General features: G+C 72.5%; 22 protein-coding genes and 3 tRNA genes. 14 read left to right on the forward strand and 11 right to left on the reverse strand.

Annotated elements, in window-relative coordinates; genetic code table 11:
• Positions 1-29: 29 nt before the first annotated feature.
• Positions 30-1,001: a multicopper oxidase domain-containing protein gene (locus tag OG562_RS36480; RefSeq protein WP_266405715.1), complete on the forward strand. Its 972-nt coding sequence runs from the start codon at positions 30-32 to the stop codon at positions 999-1,001.
• Between the two features lie 165 nt (positions 1,002-1,166).
• Entirely contained in the window at positions 1,167-2,210 is a 1,044-nt protein-coding gene (locus tag OG562_RS36485; protein WP_266405716.1) for a LacI family DNA-binding transcriptional regulator, read from the forward strand.
• An 82-nt stretch (positions 2,211-2,292) separates the two neighbouring features.
• On the opposite strand, the gene OG562_RS36490 is transcribed toward OG562_RS36485, so the two are convergent.
• Positions 2,293-3,084 (reverse strand): VOC family protein, encoded by a 792-nt coding sequence (locus tag OG562_RS36490; protein ID WP_266405717.1) that lies wholly within the window; start codon positions 3,082-3,084, stop codon positions 2,293-2,295.
• A gap of 279 nt (positions 3,085-3,363) precedes the next feature.
• Between OG562_RS36490 and OG562_RS36495 the strand changes: the two genes are divergently transcribed.
• From OG562_RS36495 to OG562_RS36510, 4 genes are all read left to right on the forward strand, one after another.
• Complete coding sequence (locus tag OG562_RS36495; protein WP_266405718.1) at positions 3,364-3,606, forward strand: WhiB family transcriptional regulator; 243 nt, start codon at positions 3,364-3,366, stop codon at positions 3,604-3,606.
• Between the two features lie 85 nt (positions 3,607-3,691).
• Positions 3,692-3,766 (forward strand) — tRNA-Cys (locus OG562_RS36500).
• 7 nt (positions 3,767-3,773) lie between these two features.
• Positions 3,774-3,845 (forward strand) — tRNA-Asp (locus tag OG562_RS36505).
• A 561-nt stretch (positions 3,846-4,406) separates the two neighbouring features.
• On the forward strand, positions 4,407-5,732 hold the full coding sequence (locus OG562_RS36510) for an SDR family oxidoreductase (RefSeq protein ID WP_266409713.1): 1,326 nt from the start codon (positions 4,407-4,409) through the stop codon (positions 5,730-5,732).
• A 46-nt stretch (positions 5,733-5,778) separates the two neighbouring features.
• On the opposite strand, the gene OG562_RS36515 is transcribed toward OG562_RS36510, so the two are convergent.
• A complete protein-coding gene (locus OG562_RS36515; protein WP_266405719.1) occupies positions 5,779-7,602 on the reverse strand; it encodes an AAA family ATPase in 1,824 nt (607 codons plus the stop codon).
• A 40-nt stretch (positions 7,603-7,642) separates the two neighbouring features.
• Entirely contained in the window at positions 7,643-9,055 is a 1,413-nt protein-coding gene (locus OG562_RS36520; RefSeq protein ID WP_266405720.1) for a hypothetical protein, read from the reverse strand.
• Between the two features lie 100 nt (positions 9,056-9,155).
• Between OG562_RS36520 and OG562_RS36525 the strand changes: the two genes are divergently transcribed.
• Positions 9,156-9,231, forward strand: a tRNA-Trp gene (locus tag OG562_RS36525).
• A gap of 54 nt (positions 9,232-9,285) precedes the next feature.
• On the opposite strand, the gene OG562_RS36530 is transcribed toward OG562_RS36525, so the two are convergent.
• The 5 genes from OG562_RS36530 to OG562_RS36550 form a co-directional block, all read right to left on the reverse strand.
• Positions 9,286-10,122 (reverse strand): hypothetical protein, encoded by an 837-nt coding sequence (locus OG562_RS36530; RefSeq protein WP_266405722.1) that lies wholly within the window; start codon positions 10,120-10,122, stop codon positions 9,286-9,288.
• Positions 10,123-10,206: 84 nt separating this feature from the next.
• A complete protein-coding gene (locus OG562_RS36535) occupies positions 10,207-11,181 on the reverse strand; it encodes an acyl-ACP desaturase (protein WP_266405723.1) in 975 nt (324 codons plus the stop codon).
• 218 nt (positions 11,182-11,399) lie between these two features.
• Positions 11,400-12,176 (reverse strand): dimethylargininase, encoded by a 777-nt coding sequence (gene ddaH / locus OG562_RS36540; protein WP_266405724.1) that lies wholly within the window; start codon positions 12,174-12,176, stop codon positions 11,400-11,402.
• A 423-nt stretch (positions 12,177-12,599) separates the two neighbouring features.
• Complete coding sequence (locus tag OG562_RS36545) at positions 12,600-14,228, reverse strand: ABC-F family ATP-binding cassette domain-containing protein (RefSeq protein WP_266405726.1); 1,629 nt, start codon at positions 14,226-14,228, stop codon at positions 12,600-12,602.
• 265 nt (positions 14,229-14,493) lie between these two features.
• A complete protein-coding gene (locus tag OG562_RS36550) occupies positions 14,494-14,910 on the reverse strand; it encodes an SsgA family sporulation/cell division regulator (RefSeq protein WP_266405727.1) in 417 nt (138 codons plus the stop codon).
• A 225-nt stretch (positions 14,911-15,135) separates the two neighbouring features.
• Here OG562_RS36550 and OG562_RS36555 point away from each other — a divergent pair, with 225 nt between their 5' ends.
• Both OG562_RS36555 and OG562_RS36560 read left to right on the forward strand, forming a co-directional pair.
• On the forward strand, positions 15,136-16,269 hold the full coding sequence (locus OG562_RS36555) for an oxidoreductase (protein WP_266405729.1): 1,134 nt from the start codon (positions 15,136-15,138) through the stop codon (positions 16,267-16,269).
• 171 nt (positions 16,270-16,440) lie between these two features.
• A complete protein-coding gene (locus OG562_RS36560; protein WP_266405731.1) occupies positions 16,441-17,136 on the forward strand; it encodes an endonuclease V in 696 nt (231 codons plus the stop codon).
• Here OG562_RS36560 and OG562_RS36565 read toward each other — a convergent pair.
• Positions 17,112-17,300, reverse strand: coding sequence for a hypothetical protein (locus OG562_RS36565; protein ID WP_266405733.1), 189 nt, complete (start codon positions 17,298-17,300; stop codon positions 17,112-17,114). The genes OG562_RS36560 and OG562_RS36565 overlap by 25 nt on opposite strands.
• Before the next feature lie 238 nt (positions 17,301-17,538).
• On the opposite strand from OG562_RS36565, the gene mmpA reads away from it, so the two are divergent.
• Complete coding sequence (gene mmpA / locus OG562_RS36570) at positions 17,539-17,685, forward strand: morphogenic membrane protein MmpA (RefSeq protein ID WP_266405735.1); 147 nt, start codon at positions 17,539-17,541, stop codon at positions 17,683-17,685.
• An 82-nt stretch (positions 17,686-17,767) separates the two neighbouring features.
• Here the strand turns inward: mmpA and OG562_RS36575 are convergent, their stop codons facing one another.
• On the reverse strand, positions 17,768-18,943 hold the full coding sequence (locus OG562_RS36575; protein WP_266405737.1) for a trans-acting enoyl reductase family protein: 1,176 nt from the start codon (positions 18,941-18,943) through the stop codon (positions 17,768-17,770).
• Positions 18,944-19,197: 254 nt separating this feature from the next.
• On the opposite strand from OG562_RS36575, the gene OG562_RS36580 reads away from it, so the two are divergent.
• Genes OG562_RS36580 through OG562_RS36590 form a run of 3 tightly spaced genes read left to right on the forward strand, consistent with a single transcriptional unit; the run spans position 19,198 to position 23,865 of the window.
• Positions 19,198-20,376 carry a CaiB/BaiF CoA-transferase family protein gene (locus OG562_RS36580; RefSeq protein WP_266405739.1) on the forward strand — a complete coding sequence of 393 codons (1,179 nt, stop codon included), beginning with the start codon at positions 19,198-19,200 and terminating at the stop codon, positions 20,374-20,376.
• Positions 20,377-20,417: 41 nt separating this feature from the next.
• Positions 20,418-21,632 (forward strand): acetyl-CoA C-acetyltransferase, encoded by a 1,215-nt coding sequence (locus OG562_RS36585; protein WP_266405741.1) that lies wholly within the window; start codon positions 20,418-20,420, stop codon positions 21,630-21,632.
• Positions 21,633-21,690: 58 nt separating this feature from the next.
• Positions 21,691-23,865: a 3-hydroxyacyl-CoA dehydrogenase NAD-binding domain-containing protein gene (locus OG562_RS36590; RefSeq protein ID WP_266405743.1), complete on the forward strand. Its 2,175-nt coding sequence runs from the start codon at positions 21,691-21,693 to the stop codon at positions 23,863-23,865.
• Between the two features lie 214 nt (positions 23,866-24,079).
• On the opposite strand, the gene OG562_RS36595 is transcribed toward OG562_RS36590, so the two are convergent.
• A complete protein-coding gene (locus OG562_RS36595) occupies positions 24,080-24,775 on the reverse strand; it encodes a MerR family transcriptional regulator (RefSeq protein ID WP_266405745.1) in 696 nt (231 codons plus the stop codon).
• Positions 24,776-25,018: 243 nt separating this feature from the next.
• Here OG562_RS36595 and OG562_RS36600 point away from each other — a divergent pair, with 243 nt between their 5' ends.
• Positions 25,019-26,494, forward strand: a complete 1,476-nt coding sequence (locus tag OG562_RS36600) for an amino acid permease (RefSeq protein WP_266405746.1) — start codon at positions 25,019-25,021, stop codon at positions 26,492-26,494.
• Positions 26,495-26,525: the final 31 nt, after the last annotated feature.

Here is a 26,525-nt window from a genome sequence, read left to right on the forward strand (position 1 = left end):
AAACTCCGTATCAGGGTGGGGAGTTACGCATGGACCGACGCGGGTTCAACCGACGGGTGCTGCTGGGGGGCGCGGCGGTCGCGACATCGTTGTCCCTGGCCCCCGAGGCCGTGAGCGCCGCCGAGCCGGCCCGGACGGCCCCCGCCGGAGGCGAGGTCAGGTACCTCAAGCTGTACGCCGAGAGGCTCGCCGACGGGCAGCTGGGCTACGGCTTCGAGAAGGGGCGGGCGACCGTCCCCGGACCACTGATCGAGCTCACCGAAGGCGACACGCTGCACATCGAGTTCGAGAACACCCTGGACGTCGCGGCGAGCCTGCACGTCCACGGCCTGGACTACGAAGTCTCCAGCGACGGAACGAAGTTGAACCGGAGCGACGTCGAATCCGGCGGCACCCGCACCTACACCTGGCGCACCCATCTCCCCAGCCGACGCGCCGACGGCACCTGGCGGGCGGGCAGTGCCGGCTACTGGCACTACCACGACCACGTGGTCGGGACGGAACACGGCACCGGCGGCATCCGCAAGGGCCTCTACGGACCGGTGATCGTGCGCCGCAAGGGCGACGTCCTGCCCGACGCGACCCACACGATCGTCTTCAACGACATGACCATCAACAACAGACCCGCCCACGCGGGCCACCAGGGCCCCGACTTCGAGGCGACCGTGGGCGACCGGGTCGAGTTCGTGATGATCACGCACGGCGAGTACTACCACACCTTCCATCTGCACGGTCATCGCTGGGCCGACAACCGCACCGGTCTCCTCACCGGCCCCGACGACCCCAGCCGGGTCGTCGACAACAAGATCGTGGGCCCCGCCGACTCCTTCGGCTTCCAGGTGATCGCGGGGGAGGGGGTGGGCGCCGGCGCGTGGATGTACCACTGCCATGTCCAGAGCCATTCCGACATGGGGATGGTCGGCCTGTTCCTGGTGAAGAAGCCGGACGGGACGATTCCGGGGCATGAGTCGCATGAGTCGTCCTCGTCGCACGCGCACTGAGCTCGGCGGTCGGCGGTCGGCGGTCGGTGGTCCGCGGTCCGAGGTCGGCTGGTCCGCGGTCGGCCTCGCCGGTCTTGTCGGTGGCCCTCCCGGCCACGAGAGCGCTCTCACCTCCCCGACTCCTCGGAGCTATCCTGATCGGCACCACCGATGAGGAGCCCCTACGTGACCGAGCCTGCGCCGCGTCCCACTCTGGAGGCCGTGGCCGCGCGGGCCGGGGTCTCCAGGGCCACCGTGTCGCGAGTGGTCAACGGCGGGGACGGGGTCAGGGAGCCGCTCGTCGAACGGGTCCGACGGGCCGTGGAGGAACTCGGGTACGTGCCCAACCAGGCCGCGCGCAGTCTGGTGACGAAGCGGCACGACGCCGTCGCCGTCGTCATCGCCGAACCGGAGACCCGGGTCTTCGCCGACCCCTTCTTCGCCCTCCAGCTCCGCGGCATCAGCAAGGAGCTGACCGCCCACGACAACCAGCTCGTCCTGCTGCTCACCGAAGGCCGCGACGACCACGCCCGCGTCGCCCGCTATCTCGCCGGCGGCCATGTCGACGGCGCCCTGGTCTTCTCCCTCCACCTCGACGACCCGCTGCCCGGCCTGATCCAGGGCGCCGGGATCCCGACCGTGTTCGGCGGCCGCCCCGGCTGGAGCAACGGCGCCGGCAACGGCGAGGGCGACGACGGCGTGGCGTACGTCGACAGCGACAACCGGGGCGGCGCCCGAACGGCCGTACGCCATCTGGTCGGCCTCGGCCGCACCCGCATCGCGCACATCACCGGCGCCCTCGACCAGACCTCGGCGGTGGACCGGCTCGACGGGTACCGGGACGTGATGGGCGACGCCGACCCGCTGCTCGTCGTGGAGAGCGACTTCACCCCCGGCGGCGGTGAGCGGGCCATGCGTCGACTTCTCGACCGGCGCCCTGACGTGGACGCGGTGTTCGCCGCCAACGACCTCACCGCCTCGGGAGTCCTGCGCGTGCTGCGCGAACAGGGGAGGCGGGTGCCCGAGGACGTCGCGGTCGTCGGATTCGACGACATGCTGCCCGTCGCCGAAGGCACCGACCCGCCGCTGACCACGGTCCGTCAGGACATCGAGGAGATGGGCCGGATCATGGCCCGCCTGCTGCTCCGCCGCCTCGACCCACGCAGCGCCGACGACGCCCAGGCCGGCGTGGTTCTGCCGACCACCCTGGTGCGCCGCGACTCCGCCTGACCGGCGGGGCCTGGCCGACCGGTGGGACCGGTGGGACCGGCCTGACCGGTGGGACCGGACTGGCCGGGGGACCGAGGCGCGCCTACATCGGTTGCGGCACGCTCTTGATCACCGCGAACCGTGCCCCGTACGGATCGGCGAGTCTGGCGATGCGGCCGACGCCCTCGACATCCGTGGCGGGCGCCCGGACCGTGCCGCCGAGCTCCTTCGTCAGGGCGACGGCCGCGTCCGCGTCGACGACCTCGAAGTACGGCAGCCAGTACGGTCCCGACTCCGCCTCCGTCGGATCCTCGGCCAGCGGAACGACACCGCCGAACATGGTCTCCGGCCCGCCCTCGGCGGGGTTGACGCAGGTGTACGTGCCGCCGGGGAAGGGGACCGCCGACGTCTCCAGGCCCAGCGTCGCGTGGTAGAAAGCGGCGGCCGCGGCGATGTCAGGCGTGTACAGCTCGACCCAGCACAGCGAGCCGGGCTCACCCGCCACGTCCACCCCCTTGGTCTGTCCGGGCTGCCAGAGGCCGAACGGCACGCCCGCCTGGTCGGCGAGGATCGCCATCGTGCCCTTGCCCATGACGTCCATGGGCGCGAACATCACGCTGCCGTGCGCAGCCTGGGCGGCCTTCGCCGTGGCCTCCGCGTCCGTCGTGCGGAAGTACACCGTCCAAGCCGGCGGGCCCTGCTCGGGCGTGGTCTGCATGCCGCCCGCCGCGGTCTTCCCGTCGAGCTGGAAGAAGCCGTAGCCGCCGGCGTCGGGCCCCGCCGACTGGAACCGCCAGCCGAAGAGGGCGCCGTAGAAGGTGGTGGCGCCGTCGATGTCGGACGTGCCGACGTCGATCCAGTTCGGAGCGCCGTTGACGAAACGGGTGGTGAGCATCTTCGCCCTCCTCACAGGGGTCCCGTTGTCTGCCACTGCCGAGTCTTGCACCGCCCACTGACAATCGCTGCCGGAGTGCGGCGACGGACGGACGGCCGACGGACGGACAGGGGATGGACGACGGACGGATGCGAGGCTCCCGGATTTCCCGTGTGTTCCGCGCGCCGCCGTGTGTCAGGGCCTGCTCCGGGGCCATCATCGGGGCGGTTGAATGCCCTCGTGCGCGGCGTATATCGGACGTTGATCGAACGTTTTTCGCCGCGAGGCACGATCCTCGCCATGTACACCGACACGATCCGCACACCCGACCTCGCCTGGCAGCGGGAGGCGCTGTGCGCGCAGACCGGGGCGGACTTCTTCTTCCCCGAGCCCGGCAGCTCGGTGCGTGAGGCGAAGCGCATCTGCGGCATGTGCGAGATGCGCCCCGCGTGCCTCGAGTACGCCCTGGCCAACGACGAACGCTTCGGCGTCTGGGGCGGCCTGTCCGAGAAGGAGCGGCTGCAGATCAGGCGGGCCCGCTGACCCGCGCCCTCTCGTTCGTACTCGCCCGTTCTCGCCCATAATTCGCGCGATCGCGGGGTCGGCGGCGGCTAGGATCCTCAGACGCGTCCGGGTGTAGCGCAGAGGTAGCCGCACGCCTTGCAAAGGCGGATCACGCCGGTTCGAATCCGGTCCCCGGACGCGTGCGAGGTCCCGTAGAGCAGAGGCAGGCTCACCGCCTTGTCAGGGCGGAGACGCCGGTTCGAATCCGGCCGGGACCACGACACGGCGAGCACGGGCGGCACGGCGAGCACGGGCGGGGCAGGGCGGGACGGATGGGCGAGGAGAACACCGGCACGATCACCGGACCGGGCACGACGCCGGTCCCGCGACCGGGCACGACGCCGGTCCCGCGACCGGGCACGACGCCGGTCCCGCGACCGGGCACGACGCCGGTCCCGCGACCGGGCACGACGCCAGTCCCGCGACCGGGCACTACGGCAGTCCCCGGATCCGACGTCCAGCCGATCGCCGGACCCGGCACCGGGCCGGTTCCCGGATCAACGTCCGGATCGGGTATCCAGCCGGTCCCCGGACCCGGCGACGAGCCGTTCGACGGGTCCGGCGCCGAAACGGCCGACGGCTCGGCGACCGGGTCGGCCGGCGAGCCGCTCCCCGCACCGGCCGTCGGTTCGGCTTCTGGTTCGGCCCCCGGCGCGCCCCCCGCGCCGACCCCGGCATCGGCCGTCGACGTGGCCCCCGCGCCGACCCCCGCACCGGCGGTCGACGCGGCCCCCGGATCCCCGACCGCCCCGGCTCCCGGACCCCTCGACCCCGCGGAGCTGGCCGCCTTCCACCGGACCGTGGGCAAGCTGCGCGCCCTGGCCCCTCATGACCCCGTCCGGCTGGAGGCCGAGCAGGTCGCCGCGTCGTTCGCGCGGGACGGGCGGCTGCGGAGGCGCAAGGCGCGCGGCGCGGAGGTGTCGGCGGCCGACGCCGCGACGATGGCCGCGACCGCGACCGGCGCCCTGGACCGGCGCGAGGACGCGCCGCTGGCCGGCCCCGACACCGACGGCGGGGACGGGGGAGGCGTCTTCCAACGGCCCCGCACCTGCTACGTCTGCAAGTCGCCCTATCGGCAGGTCGACGCCTTCTACCACCGGCTCTGTCCCGACTGCGCCGCGGACAACACCGCCCGCCGCGCCCTGAGCACCGATCTGAGCGGGCGGCGGGCCCTGCTGACCGGCGGACGGGTGAAGATCGGCTTCCAGCTGGCGTTGATGCTGCTGCGGGACGGCGCGGAGGTGCTGCTCACCTCCCGGTTCCCGCACGACACCGTGCGCCGCTTCCACGCCGAGCCGGGCAGCGCGAAATGGCTGGAGCGGCTCACCGTCCTCGCCGTCGACCTGCGCGACCCGCGCCAGGTGCTGGGCCTGTGCGAGGAACTGCGCGCCGAGGGCGAGCCGCTCGACATCCTCGTCAACAACGCGGCCCAGACCGTACGCCGCCCTCCGCAGTCGTACGCCCTGCTGGCCGCCGGAGAGTACGACGCGCTGCCCGAGGGAGCCCGCCCGGCGCCCGGGTTCACGCCGATCCGGATGCTGGAGGGGCTGGGCGGCTCCGTCTCCGCCCTGCCGGCCGCCCTCCGCGAGGCCGACGAGGCCGGACTGCTGCCCGACCCCGCCCCGGAGAACTCCTGGTCGGCCCGGCTCGGCGCGCTCGACCCGGCCGAGGTCCTGGAGACCCAGCTCGTCAACGCCCTCGCCCCCGCACTGCTGTGCGACCGGCTGCTGCCGCTGCTGCTCGCCTCCCCGCGGCCGCGCCGGTACGTCGTCAACGTGACCGCCGTCGAGGGCCGGTTCGCCGTGCGCAACAAGATGCCGGGGCACCCGCACACCAACATGGCCAAGGCCGCCCTCAACATGCTCACCCGCACCAGTGCCGCCGAACTCGCCGAGCAGGGCGTCCACATGTGCGCCGTCGACACCGGCTGGATCACCGACGAGAACCCGGCGCCGAAAAAGGCCCGGATGGCCGGCGCGGGCTTCCGCACCCCGCTCGACATCGTGGACGGCGCGGCCCGCGTGTACGACCCGATCGTGCGCGGCGAGGCCGGGGACCCGGTGTCGGGCGTGTTCCTGAAGGACTACCGGGAGGCCGAGTGGTGACGCGGACACCGGAAACGGGACGCGAGCCGTATCCCCGGCGCCGTGCTCAGCGCCGTATGCCCGTGAACACCTCCATCCAGAACCGCTGTTGCTGCTCCGACGCACCCACCAGGTAGGTCGCCCGCAGCTTCGGCGGCAGACAGGCCACCAGCCGGGTCACCGCCGAGCGGTGCTTGCGCAGCTGGGACAGCTCCGCGTTGGCGAGGATCTGGTGGACGACGTCGCTGTCGTCGCCGCCCTCGTCGGAGAGGGCGGCGGCGCGGCGCAGCCGGGACTCCCACGCGTCCACGTCCCGGGCGAGCTCGCGCAGGCCCGTGACCGGGCGGCCCCGGAAGCGGTCCAGCAGGGCGGTCAGCGGCACGGGCGCGTACTCCCCGTCGCCGAGGTAGACCGTCGCCATCTCCAAAGGCAGCCCGCGCCGGTGCAGCTTGATCAGCCGCTCCAGGGTGCGTTTGGTGATCCAGGCGCGACCCTCCTCGTCGATGTCGTGCTTCCACCACTCCAGGACCGTCTCCGCGTCCGCGCCGTACCGCGCCAGCAGCCACTCGTTGGCCGGGATGTCCTGCGGCGCCACCTCCAGCGAGGCCGTGAACCGGGTCGCCTGCGCGATGTTGTTCCGTGACACCAGCAGCTTGCGGCCCAGGTGGTACGGCGGGTTCTGCACGGCTATCTGCGCCCGCAGGTTCTCGATCCGCCGCCCGGCCAGCGACCACTCCTGGGTGATCTCCATGAGCTTGGCGAACGCGGCCTTGTCCTTGGGCCGGTTGTACTCGTCCCACACGATCGCCTTGGGCTCGGCCCCGGTGAACCTCGCCGCCAGGAGGTTGTCCAGCGTGCCGTCGGAGGAGGGCACCGGCGCGCACAGGTCCTCGACGTTGGTCACCGGCAGCGAGAAGTACAGGGCGTCCCGGCCCAGCCCGTCGCGGACCGTCTCCCGCACCAGTTCCGTCTTGCCGCACCCGGGCGGCCCCTGCAACAGCACCGTCCAGCGGTTGCGCAGCGCCGCCCGCACCACCTGCCGTACCGGGTCGGGGATCGTGGCCGGGTTCGGGACGCCCAGCGCCTGGGCGAGGCGGTCGAGGATCTCGGCCGTGCGGTTCTGGCCGGGCCGGCCGTCGGGCCCGCGCTCGGCCAGTCGCAGCCGCTCGCCGTCCACCAGGGGCAGACCCCAGCGCAGCGGGAAGCCCTCCCGGGCGTTGGCCAGGACGTGGTCGAGGGTGCGCGGGGACAGCAGCTCGCGCAGGGCGGGGGAGAGCGAAGCCCACAGGGCGAACACCGGACGCAGGTCCCAGGGGCGGTACTTGGCCGTCAGATGCCGCCGCCAGGAGGTGTCGTTGGCGGTGATCCGCATCGTGACCATACGGTCCAGGAGCGCGAGGTCGCTGCGCCGGGCCGAGGTCTCCGCCAGCGACTCGTTGTCCGTGAGGAAGACGCCGACGCAGCCCAGGGCGCGCAGGTCGTGCTCGCCGAGCGTCCAGTCGCAGGCGATCTGCATCAGCTGCGACTGGATGGTGTCGCCCGCCTGCAGCGAGTCGTCGATGAGCAGCACGAACGGCCGGCCCGGCTTCAACTGGCTCATCACCAGCTGCCGCAGCACGAGTTCACCCGTGCGCGGGTCGCGCACCGGCGCGTTGACGAGCAGGTCGTCCGGCGTAAGGTTCGCCGCCGGCACGTACACCAGCTCGGTGTCCGGACGGGTCCGGGCGAGGTACGAGAAGAACGTCGACGTCTTGCCGATGCCGTGCTCGCCGAAGACCTGGCCGGTCTGGCCCAGGTCGATCATCGCGTCGACGAAGGCCTCGAGGCGCGAGACCTCGACGGGCGCGGGCGGCTGCCCGGCGTCGCTCGGGTGCCGTGTCTGCGTGCTCATGTCCCCATGTCCCCATGTCTCCGTATGTCTCCGTGCTCGTCTACCGGGATCCCGTGGTCACGCGATGGCAGGCCATCGCCGGGGTGTGCGTCTCGGGCCACTCGTCGCCGTGCTCGGTGATCAGCCAGATCCAGCTGTCCGGCTCGGCCGGGGTGATCGGCGGCGCGTAGCCGTCGGTGAGGACGACCACCGCGTCCGGAGTCACGTCGAATCGACGGCCGTCGACCTCCGTACGCCCCTCGACGTAGTCCGCGACGGCCTGGAAGCTCGTGCCGCCGCCGCCGTACACCCGCTCGCCCGGTTTGAAGGGCGTCACCACGGCGTCGAAGGACAGCCAGTGCGCCTGCACGCCGTCGATCCGGCCGACCAGGTCGGTGAGCCAGCCGATCACGTGGTCCGGCATCGACCCCGAGGTGTCGTACGCGATGACCAGCACCTTCTCGCGGACCGGGCCGCGTCGCGCCAGCATCGGGTCCTGGCCGAGGGCGGCCAGCAGCGCGCCGCGCTTCTTCGGGTACACCAGCCGCTCGCCTTCGCGCAGGCGCGAACCGAGCACGTCGACCAGCCAGCGCTGCCACCAGTCGACCGTCCGCGTCCGCGCCGTCTCCCCGCGCAGCGCGCCGGCCCCCAGGCTGCCCCAGAGCCGGGCGGCCCGCGCCGAGTCGCCCTCCGTGCGGCCCATGAGGTCCAGCAGCTCGCGTTCCGCGCCCGCGTGCCCGCGCCGGGCCGCCAGCAGGGAGTTGAGCAGCGCCGAGGACGTCACCGCGTCGACGGTCTCCTGGTCGGCGGGGACCAGGCCGTCCACCAGGTGCACGCACAGCCGCCGTTCGGGAACCGGAGGGCGGTGCATGCGCTTCAGCTCGCCGTACACCCTCATGTCGGTCTCGGTGAACGTCGGGTACTCCACCGGCTCCAGGCCGTGCGCCGTGAGGTCCTCGACGTAGGCGTCGTACACCCGGCGCGGGTCGACGCCGGTGGGGCGGCCGTCCAGCAGCGGCAGGTCCGCGCGGTCGAGCCGGACCAGGGCCACATGGTTGATGGACACCTCGGCGGCCAGGGTGAACACCGGGTCCTCGCGCAGCTCCGGCTCGGCGAGCAGATGCCGGTGCACCAGATGCCGGGCCTCGTGGAACAGGACGAACTTGACGCCTTCCAGGCCCAGTCCGACGAAGAAGCCGGGGTTGTAGAGCAGCAGACAGACGCCGTCGCCGGAGGCGACCACAGCGGCCGTGTCCACGGCTGTCGTAGGGATCTGGTGGCGGCACTTGGCGTACAGCCAGGACGCGACCGCCGACTCGGTCAGCCCGAAGTCCAGCAGGGCGGCCTCCTTCAGCCGCCGCGCCTCCTCGACGACCTCCGGGTCCGCCGGCCGGTACGCCTCGAGCGCCCGGCGGTCGGCGAGGTCGACCACCAGAGGGCGTCGCCGCCCCGGCTCCCGCTCCCCGTACGCCATGTCCAGCCCCCGTGTGTCCCCCGTGCGGTGCTTCCCCCAGTGCCTCATTGGTAGCAGGCCGCACTGACAACGGGCCAAGGCATTACGCTCTGCGGCAAGGGCGGGGCCGTAGCGCAGAGGCAGCCGCATCGGTCTCCAGAACCGGATCACGCTGGTTCGAATCCAGCCGCCCCGCCCCCCCCTCAGCCCCGCCCCCTCGACCCGCTCAGCCCCTCGGCCCCTGCGCTCGTTCAGGCGATGGCGCCCGCGGTCGTCACCAGCTCCGGCGTCGTCCCGTGGAACGTCTCGATGAGCTGGGCCAGCACCGCCCAGGCCTCCTCGCGCTCGCCCAAGTGGTCCCGGACGAGCGGGCGCAGGGCGTGTTCGGCGTCGCGGACGCGGGCCGGGAACATCGCGTGGCCCATGGAAAGGACCTCCAGGACGCGGACGGCCGGGCCGTAGGCCGTCGCGTACGCGGCCGCTCCGTCGAGGACGCCGGCCTGGCGCACCCGGTGCGTGAACTTGGGGTGCGAGCCGAACCGCGCGCGCAGCGCGGGCGGACAGTCCGGGCGTACGGACAGCACCCAGCGCGTGTATCCGGGCAGTGGACGCTCGCCGTCCGCCTCGCTGACCGCGGACCAGTCGTCCCGGGTCAGCACCATCGACCCAGCCGCCCGCGCCGTGGGCATGGAGCCCGCCTCGCGCAGGGCGCCGACGAGGCCGTGACGGACGTAGCTCTCGGGGATCTCGGGTTCCTGGCCCCGCAGCGCGGAAGGCACCCGCAGGGGCTTCGTGCGGCCGGGGCCGAAGGGCACGCCCCGGGCCATGGCGCGTCGCAGGCCGATGTCGGCGCCGACGAAGCGCCACACGACGGCGTTCAGGTCGGGATCGTCCTGCTCCAGGACCCACAGGACCACGGAAGCCGGCACGGGGGGCCAGTTCCACACCCGGTCGATTCTGCGGCGGGCCGCCTCGGGGCCGTCGGGCGCGGGCAGGCCGATCCGTGTCCGGATCCGGGCGGCGGCGTCCTCGTCGGTCAGCCCGAGCAGGAAGTCGACCGCCTGCCGGACCGTGTCGCTGTAGCGCATGGCGGCATGATGCCGCAGGTCGCGAACGGCTCGCACCGGGAAATCGGTTCCCTGTGCGAGCCGTGGACGTGATCGGTGGGGCGGTCAGCCGGCCGCGCGCGCCGCCATCCGCGCCTTGCGCGTCGCCAGCTTCTCGTCGAACTTGGAGGCCTCCGAGTCGAGACCGCCCATGTACAGGCCGATCTCCTCCTGCGCCTTCTGTCCCTCGGGGCCCAGACCGTCGACGTCCATGACCTTCAGGAAGCGCAGCACGGGCTGGATGACGTCGTCGTGGTGGATGCGCAGGTTGTAGACCTCGCCGATCGCCATCTGCGCGGCGAACCGCTCGAAGCCGGGCATGCCGTGACCGGGCATCCGGAAGTTGACGAGGACGTCGCGCACGGCCTGCATGGTCAGGTCGGGGGCCAGCTCGAACGCGGCCTTCAGGAGGTTGCGGTAGAAGACCATGTGGAGGTTCTCGTCGGTCGCGATGCGGGCCAGCATGCGGTCGCAGACCGGGTCGCCCGACTGGTGGCCGGTGTTGCGGTGCGAGACGCGGGTGGCCAGCTCCTGGAAGGCGACGTACGCGACCGAGTGCAGCATCGAGTGCCGGTTGTCCGACTCGAAGCCCTCGCTCATGTGCTGCATGCGGAACGCTTCGAGCTTGTCCGGGTCCACCGCGCGCGAGGCGAGCAGGTAGTCGCGCATCACGATGCCGTGCCGGCCCTCCTCCGCCGTCCAGCGGTGCACCCAGGTGCCCCAGGCGCCGTCCCGGCCGAAGAGCGAGGCGATCTCGTGGTGGTAGCTGGGCAGGTTGTCCTCGGTGAGCAGGTTCACGACCAGCGCGATCCGCCCGATCTCGGTGACCTTGGACTGCCCCTTCTCCCAGGCCTCGCCGTCCTCGAAGAAGCCGGGGAAGTTACGGCCGTCGCTCCACGGCACGTACTCGTGGGGCATCCAGTCCTTGGTGACCTTGAGGTGCCGGTTGAGTTCCTGCTCGACGACTTCCTCCAGCGCGTACAGCAGCTTGGCGTCGGTCCAGACTGCGGGGCTGCCGAGGTGAGGGGAAGTGATCGTCACGGGTACTCCAGAGGGGACGTGAAGCGGAGCGGATCAGTCCGGCGGGCGAAGCCGGAACTTACGGGATCGTAGGCTACGAACCCGTAGGTTACGAAGCCGTAGGTTAAGCAGGGCGTAAAGATCGCTGATCAGCCGGGTTGTGTCAGGTGATTCGGGGCATGACAAACAATCCGGGGGTGTGCAGGTCCCAGAGCCGAAGGGGTGATTCGATCACCCGGTCAGGCGTACAGCTCCCGCAGCCGCACCGAGAGGCACGTCACACAGCCTTCGAGTTTCTCGAACTCGCTGATGTCCACCACGACGGGCTCGTGCCCGAGGTCGGCGAGCAGCTCCGCGGTCTTCGGCGCGCTCGCCGCGATCAGCACCTCGGGGCCGCCTAGGAGCACCACATGGGACCCGGCCTCCTCGGGCACCGACAGGAAGCGCGGGAACAGCGAGGGCCTGTCCACCTTCGGGATGTGGCCGATCACCGTGCCGTCGGGCAACGCCGTGACCGCCGACTTCAGATGCAGCACCTTGGTCACCGGCACGGCCACCACCCGCGCGCCCAGCGGCTCGAAGGCGGCGCGCAGCTGCTGCACGCCGGCTGCGTTGGTCCGCCCGCCCCGGCCGACGTAGATCGTGTCGCCGATCTTCAGCACGTCGCCGCCGTCCAGCGTGCCCGGCTCCCAGATCCAGTTCACCGAGCAGCCGAGGCGGGCCACGGCCTCCTCGACGCCGACGGTCTCCTCGCGCCGCGACTGCGCGCCCGAGCGCGCGATCAGGGCGACGTTGCGGAACATGACCACCGTGTCCTCCACGAACACGGAGTCCGGGCAGTCGTCGGCCGGGTCGACCTCGACGGTCTCCCAGCCGTGCGCGCGCAGCGCCTCGGCGTACGCCTCCCACTGCTCCAGGGCGAGCTCCACGTCGACCTTCTCCCGCTCGACGTGCGTCACCAGCCCCTCGGCGAGGCGCGGGCCGGGGCGGCGGATGAGGGCCTTCTTGCTGGGCACGTCCAGGTCTCCGAATCGGCGATGGCGGAGCGACGCCCTGACGGGCGCCGGTCCGCCATCATGCAGCGCCCGGCGGCCGGGGCAAAACCCCTGCCGCCGGGCTGTGCCCCTCCTGAGACCCTCGATCCCCGCCCGTGGGTCCCGCAGCGGCCCCTCGGTCCTCCGCCGGCCCCCTGGGTCCCGCAGTGGCCCCTTGGTCCCCGTGCAGGCCTCTTGGTCCTGTGCCGGCACCTCATCTCCCGAGCCGGCCTCTCAGTCCGGCCCCAGGTCCCTCATCTCCCAACCCGGCCGCGGGCCCCCACGCCGGCCTCTGATCCCCGCGCCGGTCCCGCGGGCCCCGGCTCCGGCTTCTCTGTCCCGCGCCGGTCCCGCGGGCCCCGGCTCCGGCTTCTCTGTCCCGCGCCGCCCCCGAGCTCCCGCCAATCAGTCCCCCGCCAGCTCCCTCATCTCCCGTGCCGTCGTCTCCCGTAGCTCCCCGTCCAGCAGCAGCCAGCGTGTGATGCCGATCGACTCCAGGAACGGCAGGTCGTGGCCGGCCACGATCAGGGCGCCCTCGTAGGACTCCAGGGCCGTGGCGAGCTGGCGGACGCTTCCCATGTCGAGGTTGTTCGTCGGCTCGTCCAGCATCAGCAGCTGCGGCGCCGGCTCGGCCAGCATCAGCGCCGCCAGGGCCGCCCGGAACCGTTCGCCTCCGGAGAGCGTGCCCGCCTTCTGGTCCGCGCGGGCGCCCCGGAACAGGAAGCGGGCGAGCCGGGCCCGGACCCGGTTGCGGGTGGCGCCCGGCGCGAACCGGGCCACGTTCTCGGCGACGGTCAGCTCGGCGTCGAGCACGTCGAGCCGCTGGGGCAGGAAACGCAGCGGCACGTGCGCGTGCGCCTCGCCCGCCACCGCGGGCAGCTCCCCGGCGATCGTCCGCAGCAGCGTCGTCTTGCCCGCGCCGTTGCGCCCGACCAGGGCCACCCGCTCGGGCCCGCGCAGCTCGAAACCGCCCTTCACGCGCGCGCCGTACGCGAGTTCCAGATCCCGCAGGGTGAGGACGTCACGTCCCGGCGGGACGGCGGTGTACGGCAGGTCGACGCGGATCTCGTCGTCGTCCCGGACCGCTTCGACCGCCTCGTCGAGTCGTTCCTTGGCGTCGGCGAGCCGCTCCTCGTGCAGGATGCGGTGCTTGCCCGCGGACTCCTGGGCCGCCCGCTTGCGCGCCCCCATGACGATCTTCGGCTCGCGCTTCTGGTCCTGCATCTTCTGCCCGTACCGCTTGCGGCGGGCCAGTTTGACCTGCGCGTCGGCCAGTTCGCGCTTCTGCTTGCGCAGGTCGGACTCCGCCACCCGCACCATACGGGCGGCGGCCTCCTGTTCGCCGGCCAGAGCCGCCTCGTACGCCGAGAAGTTGCCGCCGTACCAGGTGATCTCCCCGGCGCGCAGGTCGGCGATCTGGTCGACGAGGTCCAGCAGCTCGCGGTCGTGGCTGACCACGACCAGCACGCCCGGCCAGGAGGCGACGGCCGCGTACAGCCGCCGCCGGGCGTACAGGTCGAGGTTGTTGGTCGGTTCGTCGAGCAGGAGGACGTCGGGGCGGCGCAGCAGCAGCGCGGCCAGCCGCAGCAGGACGGACTCGCCGCCGGACACCTCGCCGATGGTGCGGTCGAGGCCGATGTGGCCGAGTCCGAGCTCGCCGAGGGTGGCCAGGGCGCGCTCCTCGACGTCCCAGTCGTCGCCGAGGGCCTCGAAGTGGGCCTCGGACGCGTCTCCGGCCTCGATGGCGTGCAGGGCGGCCCGCGGGGCGGCGATGCCGAGGGCCTCGTCGACCCTCAGGCCCGTGTCCAGCGTGACGTTCTGCGGGAGGTGGCCGATCTCGCCGGCGACGCGCACCACGCCGTCGACAGGGGCGAGTCGCCCGGCGATCAGTTTCAGCAGGGTCGACTTCCCGGAGCCGTTGGCCCCGACGAGCCCGGTCCGGCCGGGGCCGAAGGCGACGTCGAGCCCTTCGAAGACGGGGGTGCCGTCGGGCCAGGAGAAGGCGAGGGAGGAACAGGTGATGGAATGAGTCACAACGGGCCTCACGGTTGCGTGTGCGGTCAGGGCAACGCGTGTCGAGACACCGGAAGGCGGCGACCACCGCGGAAGCGGGGAGCGCGAGGGCACACAGAAGGCCCTGTCGCGCAGGGACGGCTCGAACGCCGAGGTCGCACGCAGCGCTCACACGTCGTACGTGTGGCGTGGTGTCTCAGAACCTCAGACGAGCAACGTCCTTCTCCTATCGGCGGCAACAGAACCGATCTACACGGTAGGAAGGGCCGTGAGGGCTGTCAACGGATTAACAGGCGTCCCGCATCAGCTCCGCCAGGTCGTGGTCGAGGTCGAGCTGGAGGTGCTCCAGGCCGGCGGGCACCAGCTCGTTCGCGGCAGCCAGGAAGCGGCGGACGTCCGCCGAGTGGATGTGCACGACGGCGGTGCCCTCGGGGGCGTGGAACTCCAGCACCGTGCGGTCGTACCCGTACGGACGCACGCGTACGTCGCCGTGGCCCACGGCGTCCTCGAGGCCCGCGGCGAGCAGCTCACGGGCGAAGGTCCAGCAGACGTCCACGCCTTCCAGGGTGGCCGGGGCCGGGAAGGTCATGCGGACGGCGAAGGGATCACTGCGGTCGTAGTGCAGCATGGCGGGGATGCTCGGCATCCGGGGCGCGGCGGCGACCAGGCGGGCCTCTACGGGCTGCTCGATGACGGTGGACAACGCCTTGCTCCCTTGCTGACGACGGGACGGACTTCCGGGCGGGTGGGGCCGGACACTGGATGAGACGTCGGAACCGGCCGGTACGTGCACACGAATTCCGAGTGACCTCCGTCACCGCCTTTCATGCGCGGGAGTGACACAGCTCTCTTCCCGTGCCCGGTAAGGCGGTTGAGACGACCGAGGGCCTCTGGACGCCGCCGAGGCCGTGGGCTAGCTTCCCCCGCCATGAGGCGCTTGGGGAAGACGCGACGCACGATTCGGACGGTACGGCCGAGCAGCAGGGCTGCGGTCGCGGGGGTCGCCTGCGCGGCGGTGCTGGCTCTCCTGACCGCCGCACCGGCCGAGGCGCAGGAGACAGCGGCCGAGGCGCAGGGTTCCCACGGGGCGCCGCACTGGGCGCTCAAGGACACCGGCGCTCCCGCCGTACGGTTCCGGGGCCTGTCCGCGGTGGACCGGGACACCGCGTGGGCGGCCGGCGCCCAGGGCACCGTGCTGCGCACCGTCGACGGCGGCGCGAGCTGGCGAAACGTCTCGCCGCCGGGCGCCGCCGACCTGCAGTTCCGGGACGTCGAGGCGTTCGACGCGCGCCGCGCGGTGGTGCTGGCCATCGGCGAGGGCGAGGCGTCGCGCGTATATCGCACCGAGGACGGCGGGGCGACCTGGACGGAGTCCTTCCGCAACACCGACGCCAAGGCCTTCTACGACTGCCTGACCTTCTTCGACCGTCGCCACGGCCTCGCCATGAGCGACCCGGTGGACGGGAAGTTCCGCATCCTGTCGACCAGCGACGGCGGCCGCTCCTGGAAGGTGCTGCCGAACGACGGCATGCCGGCCGCCCTGGACGGCGAGGCGGGCTTCGCGGCCAGTGGCCAGTGTCTGGTCTCCGCCGGGTCCCGGGACGTCTGGCTGGCCACCGGCGGAGCCGCACGCGCGCGTGTGCTGCACTCCGCCGACCGCGGGCTGACCTGGACGGCCGCCGACACCCCGATCGCGGCGGGCGACCCCGCGCGCGGGGTCTTCGCCCTCGCCTTCCGCGACCGCGCCCACGGCCTCGCCGTCGGCGGCGACTACCGCGCCGACCAGCCCTCCCCGCAGGCCGCCGCGACCACCGGGGACGCCGGCCGCACCTGGCGGCCCGCCGCCACGCCCCCGCCCGCCTACCGCTCCGGGGTGACCTGGCTCCCGCACAGCCGTACCGCCGCCCTCGCGGTCGGCCCCACCGGCACGGACCTCACCACCGACGCGGGCCGCACCTGGCGCACGCTCGACACGGGCTCGTACGACACCGTGGACTGCACGCCCGACCTCGGCTGCTGGGCCGCCGGCGAACAGGGCCGCGTGGCCCGCCTGGAGAACTGAGCCGACCTGCGACCGACTCCGCGAGAAGGCCGGGCGACGGGGCGTCCGGGGGCGCTCGGGCATGGACAAGAGCCGGTTGCGGCGCGTCCTCGACACCGCGGAGGGCTGACGCGCGGGGCCCGAGAACAAGATCGCGGGCCCGCCCCCGGGAGCCGTACGCTCAGCCCCACTATGACGACCGTAAGCGTTCCCGCGGGCTGGCCCGCGACCGAGGAGGAGGCCCGCGCCGTCCAGGACGAGCTGCGGGCCCGGGTGGTGCTCGACGAGCCGGGGCCGCCGCCCGGGACGGGACGGGTGACCGGCGTCGACGTCGCCTACGACGACGAGCGGGACGTCGTCGCGGCCGCGGCCGTGGTGCTGGACGCCGCGAGCCTGGACGTCGTCGCCGAGGCCACCGCCGTCGGGCGGATCTCCTTCCCCTACGTGCCCGGACTGCTCGCCTTCCGCGAGATCCCCACCGTGCTCGCCGCCCTCGAGGCCCTGCCCTGCCCGCCCGGCCTGGTCGTGTGCGACGGCTACGGCCTCGCCCACCCCCGCCGCTTCGGCCTCGCCAGCCACCTCGGCGTCCTCACCGGCCTGCCCACGATCGGCGTCGCCAAGAACCCCTTCGCCTTCGCCTACGACGACCCGGACGCCCGCCGCGGATCCGCCTCACCGCTGCTGGACGGCGGCGACGAGGTCGGCCGTGCCCTGCGCACCCGGGAGGGCGTCAAGCCGGTCTTCGTGTCCGTCGGCCACCGCGTGACCCTGGACGCCGCCTGCGCCCACACCCTCGCCCTGACCCCGCGGTTCCGTCTCCCGGAGACGACCCGCAGGGCCGACGCGCTGTGCCGGCAGGCGCTTCAGGAGGCGACGATCCGCCACTGACCCACCTCGCGGTACTCCGAGTCGTAGACGGGCGAACCGTCTCCGGGCTCCATGGCGTAGTGCCCGAGGTTCCCGCCCCAGTACCGCAGGATCCGCCCCAGTTCGCCCACCGTGTCCTGGGCCGACGCCCCGTCGTCCACGGTGACCTCGAGAACGAACTTCATGCCGCTCAACTCCCTTCGCTGCAGCGCTTCAACGCCGCTGACCATTGCTTCAATCGTTTCATTGAAGTCCTTGTTGGCACTTTGCGGCGAAGGACAAGCGGGAAGCCGGGGGAGTGGGGCGTCAAGTCTCAAATGGGGGGCGGGGCGCAGGCGTACGTCCTGAGTACGTCGACTGAGTACGTCGTCTGAGTATCCGTACGGATGTGCGCCCGGCCCTCGCCCCGGCAGGCTGGGCCGCATGACGACGCACCGCGCCCCGAAGCCCCTCGCCGACCCGAACCGCCCTGTCGAGCGCGCCGTGAACGCCGCGCTCGTCCTCGCCGTCCTGGCGGGGCTGGGCTGGATCGTCGGGATGGTCTACACGCTGGTGCAGTGGCCTATGTAGTGGCCTATGGAGTGGCTTCTGCGGTGGTCGCCTCTGCGGTGGCCTGTGCAGTGGCTTTTCGCGGTGGCCCTTCAGGCCGGCGTCAGCGGATCGCCGCCACCCGGAAGCGGATGCCGGCCCGGATCAGCCGCTCGGTCAGCGCGTCGCCCATCGCCTCGACCGTGGTGACCTGACCCGCCGTCGGCGGGAGGTCGTCGCAGGCGAGGGACAGCGCCCCCTCGGCGAACATCTTCGCCGTCTCGTCGTAGCCCGGGTCCCCGCCCGCGACCTCCGTGTACACCCGTCGGCCGCCGCCCTCGCCGACGAACCGCAGCGAGAACCAGCTCCGCGCCCGCTTCTGCGCGCTCGGCCCCTCGCCGGGCTTGAGCCGCTCCGACAGCCAGCGCCGGGCGGGCGGCAACTGGGCGGCCGCGACGAGCGTCCCGACGGCCGCGACCCCGCCCACGGCGACCGGCAGCCGCCGTACGGCCGCGTAGTGGCGGTAGCGGAAGTCGGGGCCGTAGCGCTCCAGCGCCTTCGCCGAACGGCGCACGATCTGCGGGTCGATGGTCGGCAGCGGCAGCGCCCAGGCGCCGACCTCCGGGGCGAACCGGGGCGCGCCCACCGGCGCCGTGGCGCGGCGGCCCACCAGCCGCGGTTCGTGCCGTCCCCGCTCCCGCGCGGCCGCCGCCATCTGCCGGCCGCGCGCGAACTGGCCCAGCGCGGAGGCGAACGTGCCGCCCGAGAAGGCGGCGTCGGCGGTCACGAAGCCGTCCACGGTCAGCGGTACGCCCTGAGGAAGCTGTCGGACGGTGAAGTACACGCCCAGGTCGTGCGGGGCCGAGTCGAAGCCGCAGGCGTGCACCAGGCGGGCGCCCGTCTCCCGCGCGCGTGCGTCGTGCCGCACGTACATCAGGTCCACGAACTCCGGCTCGCCGGTGAGGTCGACGTAGTCGGCGCCGGTGTCCGCGCAGGCGGCCACCAGTTCCTCGCCGTGGCGCACATACGGGCCGACCGTCGTGGCCACCACGCGCGCGTGCTCCGCGAGGGCGCGCAGCGACGCCGGGTCCGCGACGTCGGCCCGCAGCAGGCCCAGGTCCGCGACGCCGAGCCGTTCGCGCAGCCGCCGCAGCTTCTCCTCGTCGCGGCCGGCGATCGCCCAGCGCAGTCCCTCGGGCGCATGGGCGGCGAGGTACTCCGCGGTGAGCGTCCCGACGAAGCCCGTGGCCCCGAAGAGCACGATGTCGTACGGACGGTCCGTCCTCTTCAGCCTGCTCATGACACCCCTCTGCTCATGACACGCCTCTGCTCGTGACACCCCTTGGCCGGTACAGCCCGCGCCGCCGTCGGTGGCTGAGGCTAGCGTGAGGAGTGCGCGTGTCGGCCCCGGGCCTGCCGGGATGCCCGCATCCTAGAGTGGCCAAGCGCTTGCTCGCTCCGGTCGGGTTCACGTCGGTCCACGTCTTGTGCCCACTGGGACGTGTTCTTAGCATCATTGGTGTTACATCAGTTGTGTCACAGCAAGGGGGCTGGATGACGACGACAGGCACGCCAGGACGCGGCACGCCGGCGCACGCCACGCCGGGGCACGGCCCGCTCGCCGGGGTGCGGGTGGTCGAGCTGGCCGGGATCGGGCCGGGCCCCTTCGCCGCGATGCTCCTCGCGGACCTCGGCGCCGACGTCGTCCGCGTGGACCGCCCCGGCGGCCCCTCCCTCGCGGTCGACCCCGCCCACGACGTCACCAACCGCAACAAGCGCTCGGTGGTCGTCGACCTCAAGGCGCCGGACGGCCCCGCGCGCGTCCTCGACCTCGCCGCCCGCGCCGACGTGCTGATCGAGGGCAACCGGCCCGGCGTCGCCGAGCGCCTCGGCGTGGGCCCCGAGGACTGCCACGCCCGCAACCCGCGGCTCGTCTACGGCCGGATGACCGGCTGGGGCCAGGAGGGCCCGCTCGCCCACCGCGCCGGCCACGACGTCGCCTACCTCGCCCTCACCGGCGCCCTCGGCATGATCGGCGCCCCGGACACGCCCCCGCCCGCCCCCGCCAACCTGCTCGGCGACTACGCGGGCGGCTCCCTCTACCTCGTCGTCGGCGTCCTCGCGGCACTGCACCACGCGCGTGTGAGCGGCGCCGGCCAGGTCGTCGACGCGGCCATCGTCGACGGCGCCGCCCACCTCTCCACGATGATCCACGGCATGCTCGCCGCGGGCGGCTGGCAGGACCGGCGCGGCGCCAACCTCCTCGACGGCGGCTGCCCCTACTACGGCACCTACGAGACCGCCGACGGCAGGTACATGGCGGTCGGCGCGCTGGAGCCGCAGTTCTACGACGCGTTCGTGGGCCTCCTCGGCCTCGAGGACTTCCGTGAGGCCCGCAAGGACTGGACCCGCTGGGGAGAGCTGCGCGAGGCCGTCGCCGCCCGCTTCAAGTCCCGTACCAGGGACGAGTGGACGGCCCTCTTCGAGGACACGGACGCGTGCGTCGCGCCCGTGCTGTCGCTGCGCGAGGCCCCGCACCACCCCCACCTCGCCGCCCGCGCCACCTTCACCGACCACGGCGGCATCACCCAGCCCGCCCCCGCGCCCCGCTTCTCCGCGACCCCCACGGCGATCCGCAGCGGGCCCGCGCTGCCCGGCGCGGACACGGCGGACGTGGCGCGCGACTGGGACATACCCCGGCTCGCGCAGGACTCCCCGCAGCACGGCGACTGACTCCGCGCCGGCCCGGCCCACCCTCCCCGAAAGGTTCACCAGTGAGCACCGAAGCGTACGTGTACGACGCGATCCGCACCCCGCGCGGCCGCGGCAAGGCGAACGGCGCCCTGCACGGAACGAAGCCCATCGACCTCGTCGTCGGCCTCATCCACGAACTCCAGAGCCGCTTCCCCGGCCTGGACCCGGCCGCGATCGACGACATCGTGCTCGGCGTCGTCGGCCCCGTCGGCGACCAGGGCTCCGACATCGCGCGCATCGCCGCGATCGCGGCCGGCCTGCCGGACACCGTGGCGGGCGTGCAGGAGAACCGCTTCTGCGCCTCGGGCCTGGAGGCCGTCAACCTGGCCGCCGCCAAGGTCCGGGCGGGCTGGGAGGACCTGGTCCTCGCGGGCGGCGTGGAGTCGATGTCCCGGGTGCCCATGGCCTCGGACGGCGGCGCCTGGTTCAACGACCCGATGACCAACCTGGCCGTCAACTTCGTGCCGCAGGGCATCGGCGCCGACCTCATCGCCACGATCGAGGGATTCTCGCGGCGCGACGTCGACGAGTACGCGGCCCTCTCGCAGGAGCGGGCGGCCACGGCCTTCAAGGACGGCCGCTTCGCGCGCTCCGTCGTGCCGGTCAGGGACCGCAGCGGCCTCGTCGTCCTCGACCACGACGAGCACCCGCGCCCCGGCACCACCGCCGACTCCCTCGGCAAGCTGAAGCCGTCCTTCGCCGACATCGGCGAGCTGGGCGGCTTCGACGCCGTGGCCCTGCAGAAGTACCACTGGGTGGAGAAGATCGACCACGTCCACCACGCGGGCAACTCCTCCGGCATCGTCGACGGGGCCTCCCTGGTCGCGATCGGGTCGAAGGAGGTCGGCGAGCGCTACGGGCTCACCCCGCGCGCGCGGATCGTCTCCGCCGCCGTCTCCGGATCCGAGCCGACCATCATGCTCACCGGCCCCGCGCCCGCCACCCGCAAGGCCCTCGCCAAGGCCGGTCTGACCATCGACGACATCGACCTCGTCGAGATCAACGAGGCGTTCGCGGCCGTCGTCCTGCGCTTCGCGCGGGACATGGGCCTGTCCCTGGACAAGATCAACGTCAACGGCGGCGCCATCGCGCTGGGCCACCCGCTCGGCGCCACCGGCGCGATGATCCTCGGCTCGCTCGTCGACGAACTGGAGCGCCAGGACAAGCGCTACGGCCTCGCGACCCTCTGCGTGGGCGGCGGCATGGGCATCGCCACCGTCGTCGAGCGCGTCTGAACACCCCGGCGGAACCAAGAGACTTCGCGGCACCAAGAGACTTCTCGGAGAACCTGTCATGACACAGAGCACTGCCATCCGCTGGGAACAGGACCGCACCGGCCTCGTCACCCTCGTCCTGGACGACCCCGACCAGTCCGCCAACACCATGAACGCGGCGTTCCGCGCCTCCCTCGCCGCGGTCGCCGACCGTCTGGAGGCCGAGAAGGACACCGTCCGGGGCGTCATCCTCACCTCCGCCAAGAAGACCTTCTTCGCCGGCGGCGACCTGCGCGACCTCATCCGCGTCACCCCCGAGACCGCCCAGGAGCTGTTCGACGGCGGCCTGGAGATCAAGCGCAATCTCCGCCGCATCGAGACCCTCGGCAAGCCCGTCGTCGCCGCCCTCAACGGCGCGGCCCTGGGCGGCGGCTACGAACTCGCCCTCGCCTGCCACCACCGCGTCGCCCTCGACACCCCCGGCTCCAAGATCGGCTGCCCCGAGGTCACCCTCGGCCTGCTCCCCGGAGGCGGCGGCGTCGCCCGCACCGTCCGCCTGCTGGGCATCGCCGACGCCCTCCTCAAGGTCCTCCTCCAGGGCACCCAGTACAGCCCCCGGCGCGCCCTGGAGAACGGCCTGATCCACGAGGTCGCCGCCACGCCCGACGAACTCCTCGCCAAGGCCCGCGCGTTCATCGACGCCAACCCCGAGTCGCAGCAGCCCTGGGACAGGCCGGGCTACCGCATCCCCGGCGGCACGCCCGCCAACCCCAAGTTCGCCGCCAACCTGCCCGCCTTCCCCGCCACCCTGCGCAAGCAGACCAACGGCGCCCCCTACCCGGCCCCGCGGGCCGTCCTCGCCGCGGCCGTCGAGGGCGCCCAGGTCGACTTCGAGACCGCGCAGGTCATCGAGGGCCGCTACTTCGTCGAACTGGCCGCGGGCCAGACCTCGAAGAACATGATCCAGGCGTTCTTCTTCGACCTCCAGGCCGTCAACTCCGGCGTCAACCGCCCCAAGGGCGTCGCCCCCCGCCAGGTGCGCAAGGCCGCTGTCCTGGGCGCCGGGATGATGGGCGCCGGCATCGCCTACTCGTGCGCCCGCGCGGGCATCGACGTCGTCCTGAAGGACGTCTCCCTGGAAGCCGCTCTCAAGGGCAAGGCCTACTCCGAGCAGCTGTGCGCCAAGGCCGTCTCCCGGGGCCGTACGACCCAGGAGAAGGCGGACGCGCTGCTCGCCCGCATCACGCCCACCGCCGACCCCCAGGACCTGGCCGGCTGCGACGCCGTCATCGAGGCCGTGTTCGAGGACACCTCCCTCAAGCACAAGGTGTTCCAGGAGATCGAGCACGTCGTCGACCCCGACGCCCTGCTGTGCTCCAACACCTCCACCCTGCCCATCACCGCCCTCGCCGAAGGCGTGGAGCGCCAGGACGACTTCATCGGGCTGCACTTCTTCTCGCCCGTCGACAAGATGCCCCTCGTCGAGATCATCAAGGGCGAGCGGACCGGCGACGAGGCGCTCGCGCGCGCCTTCGACCTGGTCCGGCAGATCAAGAAGACGCCGATCGTAGTCAACGACTCGCGCGGCTTCTTCACCTCCCGGGTGATCGGCCACTTCCTCAACGAGGGCGTCGCCATGGTCGGCGAGGGCGTCGAGCCCGCCTCCGTGGAGCAGGCGGCGGCCCAAGCGGGCTATCCGGCCAAGGTGCTGTCCCTGATGGACGAGCTGACGCTCACCCTCCCGCGCAAGATCCGGGCCGAGTCCAAGCGGGCCGTGGAGGAGGCGGGCGGCGTCTGGCCCGGGCACCCCGCCGAGGCCGTCGTCGACCGCATGGTCGACGAGTTCGGCCGCACCGGCCGCAGCGGCGGCGCCGGCTTCTACGACTACGTGGACGGCAAGCGTGCGGGCCTGTGGCCGGGCCTGCGCGAGCACTTCACCCGTCAGGGCGCGGAGATCCCCTTCGAGGACATGCAGGAACGCATGCTCTTCTCCGAGGCCCTCGACACCGTCAAGCTCCTCGAAGAGGGCGTGCTGACCTCCGTCGCCGACGCCAACATCGGCTCCCTCTTCGGCATCGGCTTCCCCGGCTGGACCGGCGGCGTCCTGCAGTACATCAACGGCTACGACGGCGGCCTCCCCGGATTCGTGGCACGCGCGCGTGAACTCGCCGACCGTTACGGCGACCGCTTCACCCCGCCCGCCCTGCTGGTGGAGAAGGCGGAGAAGGGGGAGCCCTTCACGGACGGTCGCTGACGGCCCGCGCGGTCACCGTCCGGCGGACCCGGCGGACCCGGCGGACCCGGCGGACCCGGCGGACCCGCCGGACCCGCCGGATCCGTTGGACCCGCCGGATCCGTCGAACCCCCGGACTGTGACCGCGCCCCGCTCCGCCCCCGACTCCGCTCCGACCACGACTCCGCTGCCGGTCCGCCTACGACTCCGCCTACGACTCCGCCTACGACTCCGCCTACGACTCCGTGAGCCACTGCCGCAGCTCCTCCCGCAGCGACCGCTGGAACGTCGTCAGCAGGGCCTGCACCACCAGCGGCCGCATGTGCGCGCTCAGTGACTTCACGTCCTGAGCCGCGCGCTCCGCCACCGCCTCCCGCAGCAGCCGCGACAGCTCGTGCGCCGCCGCGCGCGAGTGCTCCAGCAGCACCTCCCGCGCCGCGAGGACCACCTCCGGCGACAGCGGTACGTCGAGCAGCTCGACGCCGAGCCGCAGGAGGCCCGCGTCGACCCGGTAGGCGTCGTCCTCGGGCGCGACCACGCCCATGGCGGTCAGCCGCCGTACGTCCTCGTCGGTCAGCTCCCGGCCGGCCAGCCGGTACAGCTCCTCCTGGGAGAGGGCCTCCGGCGGGTCCGGCGCCCAGGAGGCCACCACGGCCCGGTGGATGGCGAGGTCCTGTGCGTCGAGACCCGGCGGCAGCTGCCCCAGATAGCGCTCGATCGCCGCCAGGGTCATGCCCTGCCGTTGCAGCTCCTCGATCAGCTCGAGCCGGGCGAGGTGCTCCGGGCCATAGCGCCCCACCCGGCGCGGACCGATCACCGGCGGCGGCAGCAGACCCCGGGTGCTGTAGAACCGCACGGTCCGCACCGTGACCCCGGCCCGCGCGGCCAGCTCGTCGACCGTGAGGGCCGGCTCCTCGCTCTCGATCGTCATGTGCAGCAGTATCGCTGTCGCACCAGTGCTGTGACACCCACTGCGCCCCCAGAGCACCCGACCGTGGGAGAGAGCACCCCACCCTGTGAGAAGTGACGCTCTGTGACATGGGCCACCGCATGATCGCCGACGGCTCTGGGAAGCTGCTGCCTTGGTCTGTGCCCCTACCCGGGAGCCGCGGGCCACGACCGTACGGACACCCGGGCGCACCACGCCCGGGCGCACCAGAGAGTGGTACCACCCGTGAGCAAGGACACCGTGCGCACGGCCGAAGTCGCCGCCCACCCCCAGGCGACCGCGACCCCCGCGGACGCGGGCGACGCCGGCTACAGCAAGGCCCTCAAGCACCGCCACGTCAACATGATCGCCATCGGCGGCGCCATCGGCACCGGCCTCTTCCTGGGCGCCGGAGGACGCCTCCACAACGCGGGCCCCGCGCTCGCCGTCGCCTATCTGATCTGCGGCGTCTTCGCGTTCTTCGTCGTCCGCGCCCTCGGTGAGCTGGTGCTCTACCGGCCCTCTTCCGGCTCCTTCGTGTCCTACGCGCGCGAGTTCCTCGGCGAGAAGGGCGCCTATGTCGCCGGCTGGATGTACTTCCTGAACTGGTCGACGACCGGCATCGCCGACATCACCGCGATCGCCCTCTACACGCACTACTGGAGCATGTTCACGAGCATCCCCCAGTGGGTGCTCGCCCTGATCGCGCTCGCCGTGGTGCTGGCGGTGAACCTGATCTCGGTGAAGATCTTCGGCGAGATGGAGTTCTGGTTCGCGATCGTCAAGGTCGCCACCCTCGTGGCCTTCATGTGCGTCGGCATCTTCCTGCTCGCCACCCAGCACGAGGTGGGCGGCCAGAAGCCGGGGCTCGGCGTGATCACGGACCACGGCGGCGTTCTCCCGCACGGCCTGATGCCCGTCGTCCTCGTCATGCAGGGCGTGATCTTCGCGTACGCCGCCCTGGAGCTGGTCGGCGTCGCCGCGGGCGAGACCGCCGAGCCGGAGAAGGTCGTCCCGCGCGCGGTGAACTCGATCATGTGGCGCGTGGGCCTGTTCTACGTCGGCTCCGTCGTCCTGCTCGCCCTGCTGCTGCCCGGCTCGGTCTACTCGGCCGGCGAGAGCCCCTTCGTCACGGTCCTGTCGAAGATCGGCGTCTCCGGCGCCGGCGACGTCATGAACCTTGTCGTCCTGACCGCCGCCATGTCCTCGCTGAACTCCGGCCTGTACTCCACCGGCCGCATCCTGCGCTCCATGGCCATGGCGGGCTCGGCCCCGAAGTTCACCGCCCGCATGAACCGCAGCCAGGTCCCCTACGGCGGCATCCTGCTGACCTGCGGAGTCTGCGTCCTCGGCGTCGGCCTGAACTTCCTCATGCCCGACCAGGCCTTCGAGATCGTGCTGAACATCGCCTCCCTCGGCATCATCAGCACCTGGGTGATCATCATGGTCTGTCACCTGGTCTTCGTCCGCCGCGCCGAGGCGGGCCTGCTCGCCCGCCCCGACTTCCGGCTGCCCTTCAGCCCGGTCACGGAGATCGTCACGATCGTCTTCCTGATCGCCGTCCTCGGCCTGATGTGGAACGACCCCGAGGTCGGCCGCAAGACCCTCCTGCTCATCCCGGTGATCGCGGCCGCCCTGGTCGGCGGCTGGTTCGCGGTCCGCAGCCGGGTCTCCAGGACCGCGGACCAGGAGCTCTCGCAGCTCACTCAGAAGACGAAGTAGCAGGCCAGAGGTGGCAGGCCAGCCGTGCCAG

Origin of the sequence: Streptomyces sp. NBC_01275, assembly GCF_026340655.1 — a bacterium.
GTDB lineage: Bacteria > Actinomycetota > Actinomycetes > Streptomycetales > Streptomycetaceae > Streptomyces.

Excerpts from the sequence above, each read along its gene's own strand:
- OG562_RS36590 (WP_266405743.1), top strand. The coding sequence starts at position 21,691 with ATGACACAGAGCACTGCCATCCGCTGGGAACAGGACCGCACCGGCCTC.
- OG562_RS36565 (WP_266405733.1), bottom strand. The coding sequence starts at position 17,300 with ATGAAGTTCGTTCTCGAGGTCACCGTGGACGACGGGGCGTCGGCCCAG.
- OG562_RS36480 (WP_266405715.1), top strand. The coding sequence starts at position 30 with ATGGACCGACGCGGGTTCAACCGACGGGTGCTGCTGGGGGGCGCGGCG.
- OG562_RS36515 (WP_266405719.1), bottom strand. The coding sequence starts at position 7,602 with ATGAGCACGCAGACACGGCACCCGAGCGACGCCGGGCAGCCGCCCGCG.
- OG562_RS36575 (WP_266405737.1), bottom strand. The coding sequence starts at position 18,943 with ATGAGCAGGCTGAAGAGGACGGACCGTCCGTACGACATCGTGCTCTTC.
- OG562_RS36560 (WP_266405731.1), top strand. The coding sequence starts at position 16,441 with ATGACGACCGTAAGCGTTCCCGCGGGCTGGCCCGCGACCGAGGAGGAG.
- OG562_RS36555 (WP_266405729.1), top strand. The coding sequence starts at position 15,136 with ATGAGGCGCTTGGGGAAGACGCGACGCACGATTCGGACGGTACGGCCG.
- OG562_RS36580 (WP_266405739.1), top strand. The coding sequence starts at position 19,198 with ATGACGACGACAGGCACGCCAGGACGCGGCACGCCGGCGCACGCCACG.
- OG562_RS36595 (WP_266405745.1), bottom strand. The coding sequence starts at position 24,775 with ATGACGATCGAGAGCGAGGAGCCGGCCCTCACGGTCGACGAGCTGGCC.
- OG562_RS36495 (WP_266405718.1), top strand. The coding sequence starts at position 3,364 with ATGTACACCGACACGATCCGCACACCCGACCTCGCCTGGCAGCGGGAG.
- mmpA (WP_266405735.1), top strand. The coding sequence starts at position 17,539 with ATGACGACGCACCGCGCCCCGAAGCCCCTCGCCGACCCGAACCGCCCT.
- OG562_RS36530 (WP_266405722.1), bottom strand. The coding sequence starts at position 10,122 with ATGCGCTACAGCGACACGGTCCGGCAGGCGGTCGACTTCCTGCTCGGG.
- OG562_RS36490 (WP_266405717.1), bottom strand. The coding sequence starts at position 3,084 with ATGCTCACCACCCGTTTCGTCAACGGCGCTCCGAACTGGATCGACGTC.
- OG562_RS36520 (WP_266405720.1), bottom strand. The coding sequence starts at position 9,055 with ATGGCGTACGGGGAGCGGGAGCCGGGGCGGCGACGCCCTCTGGTGGTC.